Origin of the sequence: Deinococcus murrayi DSM 11303 (genome assembly GCF_000482805.1) — a bacterium.
In the GTDB taxonomy this organism is placed as follows: domain Bacteria; phylum Deinococcota; class Deinococci; order Deinococcales; family Deinococcaceae; genus Deinococcus; species Deinococcus murrayi.
The window spans coordinates 18,966-33,539 of sequence record NZ_AXWT01000001.1; the positions used below are offsets into that span (position 1 = coordinate 18,966).

The following is a 14,574-nucleotide window of genomic DNA, read 5'->3' on the forward strand; positions in this document are numbered from 1 at the left end:
TCTACTGACTGCGGCGTTCGGCTAGCGGGGCGAAGGGCGCACCCCCACGGTGCACCCCTTATTTCCTAACCCAGTCTCGCTGACTTGAAACAGCAAGACCGAGTTAGGAAACCTGTCCGCAACCTCGTCCCGCAGCTGCACATACTGCTCCAGCATCGGCGGCAGCGGGCCACTCCCTGTCCCCTTCAACACGCTCTGCGGTACTTCTTTCGTCCGGGGCACGGGGACAGAATAGCGATGAGGCCGCCCATGAAGGCGGCGTCAAGCACGTTACACGGAGCTGCCGTAGGGCGACCTAAAATCCTTCGATTGTTCGGGTGACGTTCTGCACCGCGGGCCAAGCCACGAAAACCAGCACGGCCACGATCAGCAGAACAAGGAGCAGGGTAATCCAGAACCGGGGGCCGAAGGGCGAACGAAGGGTAGGCGGATGAGCCATAGCCGAGTTTGCCAGCTCTTCTCGCAGCACCCGCACCTGTTCCGCATTGGCCTGCGAGTGATGCTCGCCGTCACTCACTCGCATCCCACTCCGTCCCGGTCACGGTCGAGGTGCGTGCCGTAGCCCGGCTGCCCGACCCGCACGGGTGCGGCCCCTGCCGCACGCGCTGCGGCGCAGTTTTTATAGTGCACGCTGCTTGCCGGCGCTGGAGCAGGCGCGGCCGTCCGGGGTGTGCCCGCCGTCGCCGGGTTCTGGGGGTTCTTCCGGTAGTCCCAGGGGTTCTGGAACGTGCCCGCGTAGAGGCCCCGCTTGGCCGCCTTCGCCCTGGCCTCCGCGTCCCGGTAGACCCCACCGCCGTACTCCAGGTAGGGCAGCGCCCACCCCTGCTCGACAAGCCAGCGGTTGATTTCAGTGGTGCCCACCTTGCACACGCCGACCATGCGCCCGTAGCGGTCAGTGTCCTTCCGGGTGCAGGTGACGTTCTTATTCTGGACGAGATTAGCCAGCGCGAAGGCGGCCTCGCGGCCACAACCGTAGACCTGCCCACCACGAATGCAGTTTTGAGAAGACTCTGGGGCGTCCACACCGTGCAAGCGGACCTTCACGCCCCGAATCTGGAGGGTGTCACCATCGGTGACGGTTGGGACGCCGGTCACGGTAACGGGCACCTGGGCGGTGGCAGAGGCCGCCAGCAGGAAGATCGTCAGGGATAAGGGGCGCATAGGGACAGGGTACGGGGTTCAAGCCAAGGCCGTGAACGCAGATGTACTATTACGCCGCGTACAGAGTAACGTCCGCATCAATCTGACGGACTTGACCAAGCAGCACCAAGGTTTCGACGATCTCCCCCATTTTCTCCGGTCCCACCCCTCGGAACTGACTTGCCAGTTGCTGAGAAGTCAGCGGACGGCCAGCGCTACGCAGTTGGTCACGTACGACCTGTACCTGCTCAGGCAGCTTCTTGGGGAAGATGGGCGGGAGGCCGATCCCAGAAGTGACTTGCGGGACCACCAACCCCAAATCACGCACAGCACGTCCTTTGGAATCTTGATAATCCTCTCGCAGATAGCGAATGTTGCCACGCCGCTCCTCTTCTGCACGCAGGGCATTGAGGTTTCCAAGGCGCGTGAGCACTTCTTGGTCTGTCAGGGTGCCCTCCCAACCGTAAGCCGCCTGCACCAGTGCGTCCAGCTCGTCGTGTAGGTCACGCAGCACGGTGACCACGCCCTGCTTGGCTTCCAATACGAAACAGCCCCGACGGTACAGGTCTATCCGACGCGGGCTGATTCTGTCGTCATCGTGAATCTCATACACATTTCGTTCAAAAACGTAGGCGTTGTCAGCATCGTTCGGTCGCGTGGGTTCTGGCTCCGGCACGTCTAGAACACGGCATAGTTCACTCAGGAACTGTCCATAGTTGGCTCGCTCGGCACCGCCGCTTGCGGCCCAGCGCTGAATAAAGGCATCGATATCGAGTGTGGGCATAGCAAGTCTCTGGGAACAGGGGCAACTCCACAGGCCTCAAGCCTGTGGATAACTTTTTTTGCTGTCCCCGCGCAGACAACTTTGCTCACACGTAGCAACTGGTTGGGCAAGTTAATCCTATAGCTAGAGTCCTTACTTTTCCTTTACTGGCTCTCTAGGCCGAACAGCGAGTTCGAGCCCTAAGGCGTCAAGGATGACACTGACGTGCTTCACCGGGATGCTTTTGCCCCGAGAGGTGTACCCCGCAACGCTCGCTGGCGTGACTTGCAGACGCTCGGCGAGCGCAGTCTGAAACCCGCGGGGCTGCGCCTTGATCTGTTCGCGCAGGTAGTCCTCCAACTCTTCCCAGTCCATACCCAGCATCGTAACAGCATTTTAGCCTCTTGACTAATATTAGCCTGTAGACTAAAATAACAGCACCAAGAAGGGAAGGGGCCTAGGAAACTCCCCCTTCTTGGAATCCCCCTCTAGGAGATTGCTATGCAGGATACCAGTCCCCTCAGCATCACCCGCACCTGGAAGCTCGACCTCTATGCCGACTACGGCGACGGCCCCAGCGCCCGCGTGTTCGTGGCCACCCGCACCGTCACTCTCAGCGGTGGCCGCGACGAGCAGGGGCGCACCCTCCCCATCGTCGCCACGGCGGACGGTATAGAAATCCCCACCAAAGAGGCTGTGCGGCTCCTGAACTGGGCCAAGCGTGACGGCCGCGTCACGCTGCTGGCCGACGAGCGCTTCACTCCCACCATCGGCAAGGCGCGGGCCTGCGAGCTGCACCGCGAACTGGGCCGCCTGGGCTACCGCAGCCACGAGCACTACCTGCTGGCGACCGAGGCCCTGGAGCGTCCGGTCGCCAGCCTCGCCACCCTGACCGCACAGGAGGCCGCGACTCTCCGCAGTTACGCCTACGGGCAACTCGGGCGGACCACCGGGAGCGTGGCCGCGTGACCCGCCTCACCCCTGAGGTCCTGGAGGCTGCCACCGCCGAACTCGTCAGGGCCATCCGCGAGTACACCCGCAGCGCCCAGATGGAAGCCGACGTGCGCTTCGAGTTGGAGTTCGCTGAGGCCCAAGCGGTGACGGACGGTGTCGAAGGCCGCAACGAGGCCGAGCGCAAGGCCAACCTCCGCCTCTCCCTTTCCGAGGAGTACAGCGCCCTCAAGGCGGCGCAAGACGGCCTGCGGGACGCCCGGCGCGACCTCGACGTCGCTCAGGCGATGCTGAACACCCTGCGCTACCAGCTCCGACTGCTGGAAGTCACGCGGGAGGCGGCACTGTGATCCCCTCCTTCCGACTGGGCCGCTTCCAGCGGCACGCGGCGGCGGCGGCCCTCGCCGCCATCCTGCGCCGGGAGGGGGACGAAACCTCTCCCCTCCCCGACACCCTCCAGCGCCGCTTGGGAGAGGTCCGCGAAATGCAGGCCCTCCTCAAGGATGGCGGTGAGATACTCGAAGCCCACCGCTCGCTGCTGGCCGGCTGCTGCGCGTACATGGCCGTCCACCTGGGTCGCAACGAGCTGCACGACCTCGCCCAGGAGCTGCGCCGCGAGTACCGCGTCAGCCGGGGCGAAGCCTCGGTTCGCCTGCACGCGCCTAGCCCGGCCTCTGCTGCTGTGAGAGCTGCGCCGCTGCTGGGCATCGAAGCCGAGACGGCGGTGCAGGTGGGCCACGTCCACTGGGAGGTATTCATCACTCGTGAGGGCGTCGGCACCTTCGGGTATCAGGACACCCTGACCGTCGAGGCGGTGGTCTGATGCTGCGCCCCGATCTAGAGGCCGCGCGGGCGGAAGCCCTCGCCGCCCTGGGCCGGGGTGCCGAGCGCACCCTGGAGAAGCTGGAGGCGGCTGGACTGGTCGTCATGCGGTTGGCCGACCTGCCCGCCTCCGAAACGGGCCGCCGCATCCTCGCCGACGTGGAGCTGACCATCCCGGAGAACTGGCGGGAGCCGTTTGCGCTCATCGTCGAGGCCGGAGGCGAGGTCCTCGAACTCCATGCCCTGATTGCCGCTGTGCCTGCCGTTCGTGAGGCTGTCCAGCTCGGTCGCGTCATGGGCCACCGCGTGAACGTGGAGATCGACGAGGCCGAGGGCCTGGTCATGCGGGCCTGGACAGAGGATCGGTCATGACCGGCGACCGCGAGACGCTGGGCAAGGCGACCTACCACTTGGACGACGACACACTGCGCTGGAATCCCGGTGCCCGCCTGGATGCCGACGCCTACGCCCGCACCCGCGCGGCTGGGTTCAAGTGGTGGCGCGGCTCGGAGGCCTGGGTGGCGAAGTGGACGCCGGGGCGCGAGGACTTCCTCCTGGAGTTCGTGGGAGAGATCGGGCATGAGGCCGACCCCGACGACCCGGACGCCAGGATCACCCGCTCCGCGGGCCGCGCCGCCGCTGCTGAGAGTCGGTCGGATGCACGGGCGCGGGCCGCCATGCAGGGGCTGCCCCCTGGCGGCGAGCCCGTGAAAATCGGGCATCACTCTGAGGGGCGTCACCGCCGGGCTATCGAGCGCAGTGACCAGAACATGCGGAAGGCCGTCGAAGAGGGCCGCAAGGCGGAGTACTGGCGCGGCAGAGCGGCGGGCGCGGAGCGCCGGGCCAGGCAGAAGAGCGACCCCGGCGTGGTCCGGCGGCGGATTGAGAAGCTGGAAGCCGAGCGGCGCGTGGTGCAGCGGTCGCTCGCAGATCTGGAGGCGCGTCCACCCACTCCAGAGACGCAGGCCTCGTGGGACCGGAGTGCGGCACACTGGCGGCGCTGGACCGAGCACTTGGAGCTGCGGCTGGAGTTTGAGCGGGCGCGGCTGGCCAGCCTGAACCCGGAGCCATTCGCGCCGGCCACCGCCTACAAGAAAGGCGATGTGGTGGACACCAGGCGCTACGGCCGCTGCGAGGTGGTGCGGGTAGGGCCGAAGAACGTCAAGGTGCGGCAGCTCACGGGGCCGACGAAGGGCTGGGAGTGGGCGGTGCCGCCGTACGAGCTTTGGCCGGTGTCCCCGGAGGAAATGCCCACCAGCGGTTGACACGCAACGAGAGAGGCCCCGAGTCCGCAGACCCGGGGCCTCCTGCTGCCCTGCTCGGCGTTGGCCTAGGCGTGGGGGTCGGGGTGGGGGCTCACAGGGAGCATGGCGGCACACCCGTTGGCCCTCAGCCCCTCAATTACGGAACAGGGGGTCAGCGCCCTTATCCTTGGCCCGCTTTCCGGTCAGGCTCTTGACCTCGCGGCGTTCGAAGCTGACGTTGGCGGACCCGGCGGGCATCCGAATCCTCTTGCCATCCAGGACCTGTGCGGCGGTGAGCAGTTGAATCTTAGGGTAGGTGGTGCCCTCCCAGACGTAAGACCCCGCCTCACTGGCTCCTTGCACCATGCCGCGAGACGGCTCATGCGCCAGCAGCAACACTCCCATCGCCGCCTTCTCGCGCTCGACCGTGCCGTGCAGGTCGCGCACCATGCCGGGGTTTAGATTGCGCCCGGCTTTCACGCTCAGGATGACCTTTTCGACCTTTCCCCCGGTCGGCGTCCGGAAATAGAGATAGCCGTCGACGCCTTTGTCCGCTCCCTTCTTCCCCTTCTTACTGTCCCCCACCGCCCCGAACGGCGTTCCCCCCACCTCGGTGACAATCCAGAACTGAAACTGGAAGGGGTGGTTCTCGGCGAGATTGCGGGCCGTTTCTGCATCGACCGGCAGGAACACCTCGTCGTAATCCCGCTGAGGAAGGAGGCCGAAGTCGCGGCGCAGGCGGGCCTTGATGAGCTGCACGCTCAGATGGGTGATGTCGATGCCAACCCAGGCCCGCCCCAGCTTCTGAGCGGCGCTGACCGTGGTGCCGCAGCCGCAGAATGGGTCGAGCACCACGTCACCGGGGTTGCTGCTGGTGGCGATGATGCGCTCTAGCAGCGCGACCGGCTTTTGAGTCGGGTAGCCGAGCTTCTCTCTGCTGTGGCCCCGCAGAAACGAAATGTCGGTCCATAGATTGCCTACTGGGACGCCGCGGCTCTCATCCAGATAACGCTTGTACATGGGCACAGTTCCTGGACGGGTTTGAATCACGCGCTCTTCGGCGATAAGTTGCTGCATTCGCTCGCGGCTATAGCGCCAGTGGCGCGCGACCCCCATCACCTCGTAGTACGGATTTCCCTTCGATGCCCCCCCAGGGCCGAGCATGTTGTCCAGCTTGTACCGACGGCCATCAGGGTCTTGGTAGCGGTAGAACTGCTCGATGTATTCAGCAGAGAGCGGCACATATTGCTGATGAAAGGTCACTTGCTCACTGCGTCCATAGAACAAAATGGAATCGGTGTTGCGGCCATAATGGCGTGCCCCCTGACCGCTATTGCCTTTGGCATCGCTGCGCTTCCAGACAATCTCATTGCGGAAGTTTTCGATACCGAAAATCAAATCCAGAACCACCTTGAGGTAGTGGCTGGCCGTCGGGTCACAGTGCAGGTAGAGGCTGCCTGTCGGCTTGAGCACCCGGTGCAGCTCGACGAGCCGCACCGCCATCATCACCAGATAGGCGCTCAGGCTGCTTCCCCGAAAGCGAGAGACCATCTGCTGGAGAAACTCGGCCAACGCTCCATGCGAGACGGTGAGGTCGTGCATGGCCTGCTCGCTCTCTTCGCCCCAAACCCAGGTGTCCTGGAAGGCAAAGGCCTGAGCATGGTTGCCTTCCCCCTGGTGGTCTCTGAACAGGATGTTGTAGTTGGCCTGGCTGTTGAAGGGCGGGTCGAGATAAATCAGGTCGACGGATTCCGTCGCAAGTTCCCGCAACACCTTCAGGTTATCCCCTTGGTATAAGACGTTGCGGGTCATGGCCGGAACAGTGGGGAAAGCGAGTTGTGAGGCATGATGAGGGGCACGGTAAACCTCGCGGTCTCTCAGGTTTCTTTCAACGCCGCCCGTCACCGTTCTCGCGGACGCAGGTCCGGCAGCCCCTCTGCCGCGAGGGCCGGGTCAGTGGGGTCCGCCGGAACGGGCGTGACCCCATTGGCCGCGTTCGCCCGGTCCGCGCTGATGCCGCGCAGGGTGTGCACGCCCAGCATCCCCACCGAGGCGGTCAGCAGCTCGCCGGTCACCCCCGGCATGGGGCGGCCCGTGGCGTAGGAGTGGACGTACAGCGCCAGCACCACGAAGAAGCCCAGCGCCCCCGGCAGAAGGGTGTACACGCCCCCCGTCGTGCCCGGCACCATCACCCGCCGCAGCCGGGCGAGCGGCGCTTCAGCGGGTCGCGACATGGGTCGTTAGCCGCACAATGCGGTGCGTTCCGCTGGGCAGGCGAATGCTGTCCCCTTCGATGACCGCCGTGGCTGGGTCCATCTCCACGCCGTTGACAATCAGCCGCCGGACAGTCGGGTAGACCACAGGCTCCTGGCCTGCGAGCGCCGCCGCCTGCTCGCGCAGCATCCCGATAACAGCTCGGTAACGCCGCAGCCGGTCTTCCAGGCCGTTCTGCCCCCCGTTGATACCCTTCGTGACGGCAATCATGTCCCCCGCGTCGGCATGGCGATTGAGGCCGCGCGTGGCCCAGTAGGCCCCGCAGACCGCCGCGCTCACGTCTGCCTGGAGCATCAGCCCAGGGTTCCCCTCCAGGTCCCTGCCAATCAGGCCTCCGTAGGTGCGGTAGGCGTCCCGCCCGGTGAGCTGCGGCCAGCCCCGCCCCCGGTAGGTCCAGCCGTCGTTGCTGCCGGGGCGGTTGCCCATGCGCCCGTTGTAGACCTTGTTCGCCAGCGCCTGCGGGTTGCCCGCGTAGGGCTGGGCCGAGGCCAGCGTCGGGAAGCGGTTCGGCCAGACCTCGGTGAGGCGCTGGGCCGAGTAGTTCAGGTTCTCGCTCTGACAGATGAAGTTGGATTCGTGCGCCCAGGAGGCCAAAAACATTGCCATCCTCTCGGGCGTACGGTCAATCTCGTATTTCGCTAGGACGGGGAGTAAGGCGTCGACCACAAGCTGAGGGCTGGGGTTGCTTGGAGCGACGGCCCGAATATGATCAACGTTCAGGACTAAGTTCATGCGTGCCTCGCAACAAAAAACCGCGCCAGGAGCGCGGGGAGGGGTATTATAGGAGACGTGAGTGCCGGGGTAACGGTGCGTCCAACACCCCCCGGCGCGGCCAGTACATAGGAGGTACTGACATGGAAAGCATAGCCTGTGCTTATTGCGGCAAGGTATTTCTCTCCACTCAGGCAAGGAGACGTTTTTGCTCCGTAGAGTGCGGTAACACAAACCGCCGGTCCATGAGTAAGGAGCGCCTACAGGAGAAGCTTCTCAAGCATCGACAGATCGACAGCACTACAGGTTGCTGGGAGTGGACTGCGGGGCTAGGCAGAAAGAGCTACGGCGTTGTCACCGTCGCGTACAAGCAATATCGGGTGCCCCGTCTATCAGCACACGTTTACCTGGGGTTTGATCTGACTTCACAGCAGATCGTCTGTCATAGGTGCGATAACCCGCGCTGCTTCAACCCAGACCACCTGTTCATGGGCACCTTGAGCGACAACATGCAGGACATGCTGGCGAAGGGAAGGCAAAATCCACCCAAAGGTAGTCGCAACGGGCAGGCGCGGCTAACGGAAGATGATGTCAGAGAGATCCGCAGACTGGGTAAATCCGGGGTGCATCAACGCGAGGTTGCCGAACGATTTGGCATCAGCTACAGCTACGCCAACAACGTCATCAACGGTGAACGCTGGAAGCACGTTGAGTAGCCCCTCACTGCGCCAGGAACATGCCCAGCCGCTCCGGGGTGCGGTCAATCTCGTACTGCGCCACCACCGGGGCCAGCGCCCGCGCCACCGCTTCGGGGTCGGGGTTGCTGGGGGCCACGGCGCGGATGTGCTCGGTGTTCAGGGTCGGGGTCATGGGCAGTCTCCTGCGGGGGTCAGCCGCCCCTGCAACTCGGCGATTTTCTGGGCCTGCGCCTGGTTCTCGAACTCCAGGTCGCTCACCTGCGCGAGCAGCTCGCTGCTGTGCCGGGTGGCCGTCTGGAGGTCCGTTTTCAGGCGCTCGTTCTCGGCGGTCAGGGTCGCGTTCAGCAGCTCGACCGCCGCCCGCTCGCCTTCGAGTTTGCGGACGCGTTCCTTGAGCTGGTCGTTCTCGCGTTCCAGCGTCTCGGCACGCTGCTCGGTGCGGGCGAGCTTGGCTTCCAGTTCTTTGATTTCGGCATCCTGCTTGTCGAGCCGCTTTTCGAGCCGCTCAATCATGGCCTGCTCCGCCGATTTCGCAGCGCTGAGGCGGTTGTGCAAAAACCCCATGTAGCCGACCACGATGGTGCCCGTCGAGGCGATGATGGCGGTGATGATGGCGGGGTCCATCAACCCCCCCGGTGGCCGGTTTCCGTCGCCGTCGCATACGCGATGCAGAGCGCGAGGATGCCGTAGGTGGTGGTGCCCGTGAGGATGGTGCCCGCTCCCAGCGTGAAGCTGACGGTCACCGACAGATGAAAAAAAACGGCAGCGAGGTAAGCCAGCCGCCGGGGCAGCCCGGCGGGCAGGGCGAGCAGCAGCAGCCCGGTGATGACCGCCCCCGCCCCCCAGGCGAGCTGGGGCAGCCAGGCCATCCCCTGAAACGAGCGCCCCTGGCCGAACAGGTCGGGCTGAAAGAGGCACACCAGCCCGAAGCCCAGGGTTATCAGTGCGGTGAAGAGCCGAAAAAGCCAGTGCGCGCCGCCGCAGAGGTGGCGCAGGGTGGACAACGTGGGCAAAGGGTACCTCGGAAGGGAGGGGAAGGAAGAGAAAAGGAGGCGCCCCCGCCCTGGGGGCGCGGGGGTTAGGGAGTCGTGCTATACGCCGGGCCGTAGTAGAGGGTGCCATCTGGGGCGCGGTAGACCGGGCGGGGTGGGGTGACCCCGATGTAGAGGGCCTGGCCGCCGTTGGGGAGGTGAGCGAGGTCGGAGACGCGGGGCACGTCAATGGGGTCGAGGGGGCCGAGGACCCCCTTCGCGACCGCGCCCAGGAACGCGAGCAGGGGAATGCCGCTCCCGACAATGTTGGTGTCAAACGACATTGCGCCGATATACGTCAGGAGGCCCCCCGCGAGCGGGGCGGGCAGAGTGGGCGCGGCAGAGGTGGCGAAACGCGGTGTCAGCGCGCCATCATTCCGGACAACAATGACGAGGTATTGACCTGCCTGCACGTTGACCACCCCGTCCAGCGTGCACGCATGCTCCGCCACAGCGTTGCCGATAGCGGCCACCCCCGTCGCCTGCACGGTCGCGGCAGAGGTGGCATAGTCTGGCCCCGTCACGTGGACTTCGATGGGGACATTGCCCGTGTAGTCCAGAGAGTGCCACGTCATCCGGAGCCGGTTGAACGCCAGCGCCTGCTGCGCCCTGTAGTGCAGCCGGAACCCCGCGTAGTAACGGTTGGGACCCAACTCGCCATCTCGCGGGGCCGAGTTGTATTCCACAACCTGCGCGTTGCCGCCCTGCAGGTACACGGGGCCAACGCCACCGGCGGGCGGCGGCGCACCCCCCACAGGATTGACCCAGCCCGCTTCCCCATCTCCCGGCCCGGTTTTCGTCAGCACCTGCCCCACACTCCCGCCGGACGGCAGCCCCGCGCCGGAGCCACCCCCCGTCAAGTGCGCGGTCAGCGGATTGCCCTCCGTCCCGTCGCCCGTAATGGTGGTGCCGTCCGTCACGACGGCGTTTTGCAGACCGATGGTGATGTTTTTAATACTCATAGCCCCCCCCCACTGGGTGCGTCGCCCAGATACGTCACGTGCAAGGTCGGTGCGCCACTCGCGGCCACCACGCGCAGGTTCAGCAGGTCCGGGCCGCTGACTTCCCAGACCGTGCCATCCCCCCAGCGCTCCCCGTCCGTGGGGGTGGGTTGAGGCTGGCAGGTGGCGATGCGGACCGCTCCCCCCTCCACGGCGACACGGGCCGCCCGCGCCCCCGCTGGGATGGCCGGGAGCGCCTGCACCTGCGCGGTCATGGTGACGGTCGAGCGCGAGAGGGAAACGAGGGGCGCGGTGTCGGGGGCGGAGCCGCCACTCACCACCGTGACGGGCAGGGGCGCGGCGAGGCTCACCGGGACCGCGAACTCGCCATCGGCGGGGTCCGCGACGCCGAGGATGGCACGGTTGTAGCGCCAGAGATTGAGCAGGCCGACTCGTAGGTTGAGCATGATCACCTCCAGAAAGGTCAGCCCCAGCCGGGTGCGGGGGCTGGGGCGGGGAGAGGGGGCTACTGGGGCAGGCCGGGGGTCAGGGGGAGGTGGTAGTGCGCTCCCTCTTCACCCGCAGGCGCAGGCTCCACCAGGTGCAGGTAGGGAGGCCCACCCAGCGGCCAGACCACCTCCGTGAGGCGGCGCATCACCGCTGTGGGCGCGGTTGGCACCCGGACGACGGCGAGGCCTTCCAGAGGCTCCTCCAGCACATCGAGCGCGGGGTAGCCCGGCAACTGGTCGTAACTGCCGTTCAGCGCCACGGCTTCCAAGCCAGCGGGCCAGTTGGGGCGATCCGCGAGCAGGCCCACGCTCACCCCCCGTGGGACGTAGAGGTTCAGATCAACGTGCGTTTGAACCCCCCTCTCCCATCTCGTCTGCGGCACGACCACCTCCGTCCAACCCTCATCCCAAGGGTTGGGCCGGACGACCAGGGTCGCGATCATGCTGCCCAGCGTCCCCGCCGCGAAATCCGGAGAACTGATGCCCATCTCCAAGGCGGGGGGCGAAGCCTGAGGGCCGGTGAAGACCATGAGCCCGGCCACTCGGAGGGCCACCCCCCGGAGGGAAACCTTCACCTGCCTCACCTCGCTGCTGGGCGTCGGGGACAGCCCCTGATCGAGCAGTCGCGCGACGTGCGTGTAGTTTCCAGCCAGCATGTCCTGGTGCATGGCCTTGGTCGGATACGGTCCTGCGCTCATAGGCCCTCTCTCTCCACCGACTCGTATCCCTGGGCGTCCGCCGTGGCGGCCCCGTCAGAGATGGTCTGATAGCCGTCCGCGTCGGTGGTCGCGTCGGCGTTGGTGATGGTCTGGTAGCCCTGCGCGTCGGTGATGACGGTGTAGGGGTCCAGGCCGGGGACCCCAGGCCCCGGCTCAGGCGGCGGGGCCTCGTCCACGGGGGCCAGCGCCCGGAGGGTAGTCACGCTGGCGCTCTCGTCTGTGCGGGTCAGCCGCAGCAGGCCAGGGGCGAGGGCGTGAGGGTAGGAGGGTGCCTCCCAGGTTGTGCCGCCATCCCCGCTGACCTCCACGGCAGCGGGGGGGCCGTGCTGGCCGAGCAGGATATACCCGGCGAGGCCACCGCGCCCGGCGGTGACCTCCAGGATGAGGCCGCTCGCCGGGGTGGCCCCGGCGAGCAGGATGGGATTGGGGATGTGCATGGGACTCCTTAAATGAGGATGGGACCGCTCTCGCCTGGCACTGGCATGACCCGCACGCACAGCAGGGCGCGGCTGCACTGTCCCTCGTACTCCAGGGTGTAGGCGGCGGCCACCGGCACCGGCACCACGTAGGGATGCCAACCGCGCCGCTCGTCTGCGTTATGACCGAGTTTGCTCAGGGTGACGCTCTCTCCGTTCACCGTGATGGTGTCCGCCCTGGTCCGCAGCCGCAGCACCAGCGCTGCCTCCCACGTCTCGCCGGGGTCGTCCCCGCTGGCCGGGCGGGGCGGGTCCGGCAGCTTGAACGTCAGCGTGAGCGGGCCGCGTGTGCTGGTGCGGTCGTTCAGCTCCTCAGGCCACTCGGCAGGCGGGTACAGCACCCTCTTGGCGACTTTCGCCCGCACGTCCTCTCCTGCCACGGTGGCCGTCAGCGGCAGCAGCAGCGGCGCTTCCCCCCGCCGGAGCGGTTCGTCGTGCTCCACCGCTCCGGTCACGTCCGCCAGCGTGAGGCCCAGCGGGGCGGCGGGGACCGGAGGCGGTTTCTGTGGCCGCCTGCCGGGCCGCCCGGTCCAGTTCCAGTGTGTGGGGCGCTTCGGCGCGTCCGGGGCTTCGCCCCTCTTGTAGCTGTCCCGCCAGGGGTCGTGTGCGGCGATGGCCCGCGTCTCCCCCTGGCAGTCGCACCAGGCCCACTGGGGCGGCCAGGTATTGAAGAGGGTGCCCACCGAGTTGAATCCGACGAACGCCCCTGGCGAGACCCGCAAAATCTCTCGCTCGAACTGCTCGCGGGGGATGGCGGCCCGGCTGCCATCGGGCCGTACCGCCGTCACGGTGGTTTTAGAGGCGTGCAGCACGATGACACGCTCCCAGTCCATCGTGCCGTCCTCGCGCACCAACGGCGTGTCCCGCAGCGCTGCCCAGGTGCCGCCCCGGAACGTATGCCCGAAAGCGGTGAGAGTGGCCGCAGGCTCCCCCTCCCCACCGTCCAACCTCCCTAGGGCAGCCTGGCGCGGGCCGTCTACCCGGACGGCACCTCCCCAGGCGCGGAACGAGGGGCCTGTTGGCATCGGTCGTTGTCCCCACGCGGTGCGCTCGATGTCGCGCAGTACGGTGGCAGCCTCTGCTAAGGGAAGGCCTCGCCGGGTCACATAGGCGACGGGTCGGTACTCCCTGGAATAGGTCTGTGCCCCCTCGCCATAGACCGCTACCCAATCCATCAGCGGGGTGGCCCCTGGAGGCCGGACGCCCCAGGTCTGCTGGGTGAGGGAGGCGATGGTCAGCCAACAGTCCACCAGGGTGGCGATGACCTCGCCAGTTTGCTCAGAGTAGTGATGGCCCCGCACCGCCGTCACCTCGTGGAAGTACGTCAGGGGGCCGTCGAGCCACCCGACCGCCACGTCGCCCCACCGCCACACCCCCCGAACGTGCCCCTGCACATAGGTCTGGACCAGTTGGTGCACGTCCTTGGGGTCGCTGCCCCACTTGTTGATGACGACCTCGCGGTAGGCGTCGGCTACGCGGGTGGTGTCCGCGTCCGGGGTGCGGTAGGCGTCCCGGCTGGTGCGTGGCAAAAAGAACTCCCATTGAAAATCCCATGCCCGCACCGTCTGCGTCTGCGTCAGCGCGGGATAGGCTCGTTCCTCCCGGCCTCCGTCATAGCGCTGGAGCGTGTCATAAAAGCGCCAACGGTTCACGCCCCCCGCCCGTTCCTGAACGTTTACCGCCGTGCCGCTGCCCATCACCCAGTGGGTGTACGTGACCTCCTCGCCCGTCACCGCGTCGCGCCAGGTATAGGCGGGGTCCCGGTACCTAAAACGCTCCGGCGTCCGCTCAAAGCGCACCGCCGGAGGAGAGAGTTCAGGGGCATAGTCGATGTCGTCTTTAAAGAAGCTCAGCGTGCGGGCGTCGTGGTCTACCGCTGGTGCGCCTGCCAGCTCGGTGAGTTTGCCGTCATCCAGCACCACGAACTGGGGCACCCCGCTCGTGCCGCGCTCGCCTCCGAAGACGCCGCCCGCGCCCGTATATGGGATATGCAACTCGCTCGTCTGGGAGTCGGGGCCGGTCACATCGGCTCACCTCCGAACCGTTGCCGGGTGATGGCCCACAGGCCAGGTCGCTGCGGAGAGTCATAGGCGGGGGGCGGGGGGATGAAGGCCTCATCCAGCACCGGGCGGGCCTTCAGCGGGGGCATGTCGGGTTGCCCCGTCTGAGGATTCCCCGCCGGGAGCGGGGGACGGCGGTGGGGAGCCAGCGGTGGTACGGGCTGCGGGCGGGTCGGCGATTCCTCACCCTCATCCTCGCAACAGCAGCAGCACCCCTCTCCCACCAGGGCCAGCA

22 protein-coding genes are annotated in these 14,574 nt (G+C 66.4%); 6 read left to right on the forward strand and 16 right to left on the reverse strand.

Going from position 1 to position 14,574, the window contains the following annotated elements:
* Positions 1-295: 295 nt before the first annotated feature.
* From H565_RS0100100 to H565_RS0100120, 4 genes are all read right to left on the reverse strand, one after another.
* On the reverse strand, positions 296-517 hold the full coding sequence (locus tag H565_RS0100100) for a hypothetical protein (protein ID WP_027459244.1): 222 nt from the start codon (positions 515-517) through the stop codon (positions 296-298).
* Positions 514-1,161 (reverse strand): excalibur calcium-binding domain-containing protein, encoded by a 648-nt coding sequence (locus H565_RS16730; RefSeq protein WP_027459245.1) that lies wholly within the window; start codon positions 1,159-1,161, stop codon positions 514-516. The genes H565_RS0100100 and H565_RS16730 overlap by 4 nt, the downstream gene beginning before the upstream one ends.
* 49 nt (positions 1,162-1,210) lie before the next feature.
* Complete coding sequence (locus H565_RS16175) at positions 1,211-1,924, reverse strand: type IIL restriction-modification enzyme MmeI (RefSeq protein ID WP_157468820.1); 714 nt, start codon at positions 1,922-1,924, stop codon at positions 1,211-1,213.
* A gap of 132 nt (positions 1,925-2,056) precedes the next feature.
* Positions 2,057-2,278, reverse strand: coding sequence for a hypothetical protein (locus H565_RS0100120; protein WP_157468821.1), 222 nt, complete (start codon positions 2,276-2,278; stop codon positions 2,057-2,059).
* A 126-nt stretch (positions 2,279-2,404) separates the two neighbouring features.
* On the opposite strand from H565_RS0100120, the gene H565_RS15550 reads away from it, so the two are divergent.
* Genes H565_RS15550 through H565_RS0100145 form a run of 5 tightly spaced genes read left to right on the forward strand, consistent with a single transcriptional unit; the run spans position 2,405 to position 4,941 of the window.
* On the forward strand, positions 2,405-2,872 hold the full coding sequence (locus H565_RS15550; RefSeq protein WP_051363331.1) for a hypothetical protein: 468 nt from the start codon (positions 2,405-2,407) through the stop codon (positions 2,870-2,872).
* A complete protein-coding gene (locus H565_RS0100130; RefSeq protein ID WP_027459248.1) occupies positions 2,869-3,204 on the forward strand; it encodes a hypothetical protein in 336 nt (111 codons plus the stop codon). Before H565_RS15550 ends, H565_RS0100130 begins: the two co-directional genes overlap by 4 nt.
* Positions 3,201-3,677, forward strand: coding sequence for a hypothetical protein (locus H565_RS0100135; RefSeq protein ID WP_027459249.1), 477 nt, complete (start codon positions 3,201-3,203; stop codon positions 3,675-3,677). Before H565_RS0100130 ends, H565_RS0100135 begins: the two co-directional genes overlap by 4 nt.
* Entirely contained in the window at positions 3,677-4,048 is a 372-nt protein-coding gene (locus tag H565_RS0100140; RefSeq protein ID WP_027459250.1) for a hypothetical protein, read from the forward strand. The genes H565_RS0100135 and H565_RS0100140 overlap by 1 nt, the downstream gene beginning before the upstream one ends.
* Positions 4,045-4,941 carry a DUF3560 domain-containing protein gene (locus H565_RS0100145; RefSeq protein ID WP_027459251.1) on the forward strand — a complete coding sequence of 299 codons (897 nt, stop codon included), beginning with the start codon at positions 4,045-4,047 and terminating at the stop codon, positions 4,939-4,941. The genes H565_RS0100140 and H565_RS0100145 overlap by 4 nt, the downstream gene beginning before the upstream one ends.
* 132 nt (positions 4,942-5,073) lie before the next feature.
* Here the strand turns inward: H565_RS0100145 and H565_RS0100150 are convergent, their stop codons facing one another.
* From H565_RS0100150 to H565_RS13745, 3 genes are all read right to left on the reverse strand, one after another.
* The gene (locus H565_RS0100150) at positions 5,074-6,732 is read right to left on the reverse strand and encodes a site-specific DNA-methyltransferase (protein WP_034407797.1); all 1,659 of its coding nucleotides are present in this window, start codon (positions 6,730-6,732) and stop codon (positions 5,074-5,076) included.
* 89 nt (positions 6,733-6,821) lie between these two features.
* Positions 6,822-7,154 carry a hypothetical protein gene (locus tag H565_RS0100155; protein WP_027459253.1) on the reverse strand — a complete coding sequence of 111 codons (333 nt, stop codon included), beginning with the start codon at positions 7,152-7,154 and terminating at the stop codon, positions 6,822-6,824.
* A complete protein-coding gene (locus H565_RS13745; protein WP_051363332.1) occupies positions 7,138-7,794 on the reverse strand; it encodes a glycoside hydrolase family 19 protein in 657 nt (218 codons plus the stop codon). The genes H565_RS0100155 and H565_RS13745 overlap by 17 nt, the downstream gene beginning before the upstream one ends.
* Positions 7,795-8,048: 254 nt before the next feature.
* Between H565_RS13745 and H565_RS15870 the strand changes: the two genes are divergently transcribed.
* On the forward strand, positions 8,049-8,621 hold the full coding sequence (locus H565_RS15870) for an HNH endonuclease (protein ID WP_084542836.1): 573 nt from the start codon (positions 8,049-8,051) through the stop codon (positions 8,619-8,621).
* A gap of 4 nt (positions 8,622-8,625) precedes the next feature.
* On the opposite strand, the gene H565_RS16180 is transcribed toward H565_RS15870, so the two are convergent.
* The 9 genes from H565_RS16180 to H565_RS16930 form a co-directional block, all read right to left on the reverse strand.
* Positions 8,626-8,775, reverse strand: coding sequence for a hypothetical protein (locus H565_RS16180; RefSeq protein ID WP_157468822.1), 150 nt, complete (start codon positions 8,773-8,775; stop codon positions 8,626-8,628).
* Positions 8,772-9,227, reverse strand: a complete 456-nt coding sequence (locus tag H565_RS13760) for a hypothetical protein (protein ID WP_034407801.1) — start codon at positions 9,225-9,227, stop codon at positions 8,772-8,774. The genes H565_RS16180 and H565_RS13760 overlap by 4 nt, the downstream gene beginning before the upstream one ends.
* Entirely contained in the window at positions 9,227-9,607 is a 381-nt protein-coding gene (locus H565_RS0100180; RefSeq protein ID WP_027459254.1) for a hypothetical protein, read from the reverse strand. The genes H565_RS13760 and H565_RS0100180 overlap by 1 nt, the downstream gene beginning before the upstream one ends.
* Positions 9,608-9,681: 74 nt before the next feature.
* Positions 9,682-10,596 (reverse strand): hypothetical protein, encoded by a 915-nt coding sequence (locus tag H565_RS0100185; protein WP_027459255.1) that lies wholly within the window; start codon positions 10,594-10,596, stop codon positions 9,682-9,684.
* Positions 10,593-11,042 (reverse strand): hypothetical protein, encoded by a 450-nt coding sequence (locus H565_RS0100190; protein ID WP_027459256.1) that lies wholly within the window; start codon positions 11,040-11,042, stop codon positions 10,593-10,595. Before H565_RS0100190 ends, H565_RS0100185 begins: the two co-directional genes overlap by 4 nt.
* A gap of 59 nt (positions 11,043-11,101) precedes the next feature.
* Complete coding sequence (locus H565_RS0100195) at positions 11,102-11,782, reverse strand: hypothetical protein (RefSeq protein WP_157468823.1); 681 nt, start codon at positions 11,780-11,782, stop codon at positions 11,102-11,104.
* Complete coding sequence (locus tag H565_RS0100200) at positions 11,779-12,240, reverse strand: hypothetical protein (RefSeq protein ID WP_027459258.1); 462 nt, start codon at positions 12,238-12,240, stop codon at positions 11,779-11,781. The genes H565_RS0100195 and H565_RS0100200 overlap by 4 nt, the downstream gene beginning before the upstream one ends.
* 8 nt (positions 12,241-12,248) lie before the next feature.
* Entirely contained in the window at positions 12,249-14,303 is a 2,055-nt protein-coding gene (locus H565_RS0100205) for a hypothetical protein (RefSeq protein ID WP_027459259.1), read from the reverse strand.
* Entirely contained in the window at positions 14,300-14,428 is a 129-nt protein-coding gene (locus H565_RS16930; RefSeq protein WP_281170888.1) for a hypothetical protein, read from the reverse strand. The genes H565_RS0100205 and H565_RS16930 overlap by 4 nt, the downstream gene beginning before the upstream one ends.
* Between the last annotated feature and the right edge of the window lie 146 nt (positions 14,429-14,574).

Coding starts and splice junctions, on each gene's coding strand:
- H565_RS0100190 (WP_027459256.1), bottom strand. CDS start 11,042: ATGCTCAACCTACGAGTCGGCCTGCTCAATCTCTGGCGCTACAACCGT.
- H565_RS16180 (WP_157468822.1), bottom strand. CDS start 8,775: ATGACCCCGACCCTGAACACCGAGCACATCCGCGCCGTGGCCCCCAGC.
- H565_RS0100145 (WP_027459251.1), top strand. CDS start 4,045: ATGACCGGCGACCGCGAGACGCTGGGCAAGGCGACCTACCACTTGGAC.
- H565_RS0100195 (WP_157468823.1), bottom strand. CDS start 11,782: ATGAGCGCAGGACCGTATCCGACCAAGGCCATGCACCAGGACATGCTG.
- H565_RS15550 (WP_051363331.1), top strand. CDS start 2,405: ATGCAGGATACCAGTCCCCTCAGCATCACCCGCACCTGGAAGCTCGAC.
- H565_RS16730 (WP_027459245.1), bottom strand. CDS start 1,161: ATGCGCCCCTTATCCCTGACGATCTTCCTGCTGGCGGCCTCTGCCACC.
- H565_RS0100200 (WP_027459258.1), bottom strand. CDS start 12,240: ATGCACATCCCCAATCCCATCCTGCTCGCCGGGGCCACCCCGGCGAGC.
- H565_RS16930 (WP_281170888.1), bottom strand. CDS start 14,428: ATGCCCCCGCTGAAGGCCCGCCCGGTGCTGGATGAGGCCTTCATCCCC.
- H565_RS0100150 (WP_034407797.1), bottom strand. CDS start 6,732: ATGACCCGCAACGTCTTATACCAAGGGGATAACCTGAAGGTGTTGCGG.
- H565_RS0100185 (WP_027459255.1), bottom strand. CDS start 10,596: ATGAGTATTAAAAACATCACCATCGGTCTGCAAAACGCCGTCGTGACG.
- H565_RS15870 (WP_084542836.1), top strand. CDS start 8,049: ATGGAAAGCATAGCCTGTGCTTATTGCGGCAAGGTATTTCTCTCCACT.
- H565_RS0100140 (WP_027459250.1), top strand. CDS start 3,677: ATGCTGCGCCCCGATCTAGAGGCCGCGCGGGCGGAAGCCCTCGCCGCC.
- H565_RS0100155 (WP_027459253.1), bottom strand. CDS start 7,154: ATGTCGCGACCCGCTGAAGCGCCGCTCGCCCGGCTGCGGCGGGTGATG.
- H565_RS13745 (WP_051363332.1), bottom strand. CDS start 7,794: ATGTTTTTGGCCTCCTGGGCGCACGAATCCAACTTCATCTGTCAGAGC.
- H565_RS0100120 (WP_157468821.1), bottom strand. CDS start 2,278: ATGGACTGGGAAGAGTTGGAGGACTACCTGCGCGAACAGATCAAGGCG.
- H565_RS13760 (WP_034407801.1), bottom strand. CDS start 9,227: ATGGACCCCGCCATCATCACCGCCATCATCGCCTCGACGGGCACCATC.
- H565_RS16175 (WP_157468820.1), bottom strand. CDS start 1,924: ATGCCCACACTCGATATCGATGCCTTTATTCAGCGCTGGGCCGCAAGC.